We start from the raw sequence: 2696 nt of genomic DNA, 5'->3' as shown, positions 1-2696 counted from the left end.
CGCTCCATGGAGAAACTCCCTGACAATACATCCATCATGGCTGAATCTCAGATCGGGGACTCACAAGGAAGGTGGGGTGGGCGCACCGCTTACCGAAGACGCGACAAGCCATGCGGTCAATTCTTTCAATTGGGTTCGGCGGTACGTTGAACTCTTCGCTGCAAAACGCATCGACTCCAGTTCAGACCGTCAACCGAGGAAAGGCTCACGGTCATCTCTTAAAACACGACTGTCAATGAGTGAGAGAATGAAACTCAGGGCGCGAAGCAAAGTGATCAACTATTACTCCGTTGTTGATGGCCCGTTCGTTTTCCAATCATAGGTATTAGTCTTGAAAGAGGTACATTGGACTGGACCACACCTGATTTCCGTCTTCAAGTGTCACACACACCCAAATCGGCGTATCTCCTACCTCAGCCACCTTCACATCTTGCGTCAAAACCACCTCACTGGGAAGGGGCACATTTGGCAAACGCGTCACTTCCAGCTTTCGGTGAAGACCGCCTGCATCCATTGTTTGAGTGTCAAATCCGATATCGGAAAGGGCAAGATCCAGATTGCCATGATTAGTGGCAATCTCCAGGTCTGCACCATCAGCCAGATTAGTCAGACGTAGGTCAAATCCCATCATGTTACCGGTGGTTACGCCATCCCAAACAACTGCGGTGGATCCTGTCTGTTGCATCTTCATCTCGGGATTCAACTTGTTTACCGGCTCCAGCGCATCGATGCGCGCGCCAGTAAGGGTAGCGCGTCCATGCCAAGCTGTATTGCGCCCGCGTCCGCGATATTCGGCGCCCGACCACATCACACGAATACGGTCGCCCAACTCGTCAGCGCTATATGTAGTTTCACGATGCAAAACTTTGGTCCCATCGCGTAGTTCGACACTTACGATCCCAACTGGTGCCCGGACTGAGATAGAAATCTTCGCTGTATCCCCGTTGGTCCTAACGATATCACCTATCATACAATCGGTAACCTGTTCGGTTTTCGTATCTGGCATAGCATCTGGGTTGCGGTGAAACAGCGTACCCCCGTCAGGTAGATTTGCGGAAATGTTCAAATAGACCCGCGGTCCTGTTGTGCCGTAGGTGTGCCGCCGACGGATAGCTTCAAAGATTGCCGGACGGGTGTTTTCAGCAGTGACAAAACAAGTCAGCCCACCATACGCTCCAAATACAGAGGCACCAGGGTAACTGGCACCAGGGCGCCCTTTGTGACCGTCACTGTTGCAAACAACGCCAACCCGGCGGCGAAGCGGGAAACCGTCAGTGAGAATCCACTCAAAACTCCCCCAAGCCGAGTGCATCTCAACGGCAGCCTCAAGCGAAGCGTCGTGATCATAGAAAATATTTGCATAACGCCCACCGACATGGGCGTACATCACTGTTTCTGTCGGTTCTTCGTGCAGCTTTGAATACAATTCAGTCAATGTATGCGCATCCGTTTCAGCATCTGCACGATCCTGTACCAAAGCATGCGAGCAACGATGAATTGTCGCACCCTCATTCATGAAAAATACGTTATGATCGCCACCGACTGCCGTGTTCCCTGACCATTCATAGCCCGGAAGAACTGTAAACCGCCCTGGTTCATTCACCTTTGCAGTCAAATCATTCAGGTGTGCCCAGAACGTAGCGTTGATCTGGAAGTCATTTGCCTGATGGCTCGTCACATCAAGAAACGACTTATTTCTGGCAAAATCAAAGTAATGCTCAACCGTGTTGGTTCCTACTGTTTCCCCCGTTTGGCCGTGGAGATCACCCCAGAAGTGCGCCACATCGCCTTGTGCGATTTCCAGCGGGCCTGCGACTATTTCTTGCCCGTCAACATCACTCATCGTGATCTTTAACGTGCCTTCATGTGAGCAGCGCAGCCCCTCAATCGTCATAGCGCCGTTTTCAGGTGCAAAGTCGATATGGCTTGGCAATCCGTCCACAGGCATACTTGCACTGACTGCAAAACGAGTTGCCCCTTGCGAGGTTGGGTTGCCCCAAATGTCCTCAGCCTTCAGGCCCAAATGGAATACCTCGTTAGGGCGACGTAGGGTAGGAAGTGCGGCGCGGTAGCGATCCAGCGGTCCAGCAATTACAGAAACGTAGAGCGGATCAGCGTCCAGCGGAATGTAAACACCAGTTGCCTGCACGTCTGCCATCACGCGGAAAACACGCCCTGAATCGAAGAACGTTGGCATCAGTAGGCCAGAGGAACCCCCAGCTGTGTCGCCAAAGATTATCTCGATCTGCTCCCCGGGTTTCAGATAGCCACCTCGTTGATACACCGTCAGTGTTTCATTCCAAGGACGCTGCCCGCCAGCACGGTCGTATTTCAGCTCCAGCCGCCCATCGCCATTGCTGCGCGCGGATACATAATTTGGAGCAGTCGGGTCTGTCGTCTGAAGAAATCCTGCGTCAGAAATAAAACGGAACGCGATACGGATGCCTCCTGTATCGTCGATCCCCAATTTTCCGGTCGTGTACGTGAGTCGGAAGGTCTGCCAAGTGCGAACTTCGGCGTTCTTGGGGCCATGCAACTCAGCCGAACCATATAAGCTTTGATCATCACTCGGAATGGTGGCTGAAACAGCCTCTCCGATCATGTCTGACGTCAGCACCCTTGGGACAGATTTGAGGATTTGAATAAGGGAGGATTTCTGGTTCATCTTATCGATTAGGAGATCGAGATGACGAAGA

The 2696-nt window shown here is 52.2% G+C and carries 1 protein-coding gene; it reads right to left on the bottom strand.

Features of this window, described 5'->3' with window-relative positions; genetic code table 11:
- Positions 1 to 325 precede the first annotated feature (325 nt).
- Positions 326 to 2696: DUF3604 domain-containing protein (locus BLQ98_RS17935; RefSeq protein WP_093734541.1), on the bottom strand; the 2371-nt coding region annotated here is incomplete at its 5' end.

Source organism: Sulfitobacter litoralis (assembly GCF_900103185.1).
Taxonomy (GTDB): Bacteria; Pseudomonadota; Alphaproteobacteria; order Rhodobacterales; family Rhodobacteraceae; genus Sulfitobacter; species Sulfitobacter litoralis.
This window is presented reverse-complemented; position numbering and strand designations above follow the sequence as displayed.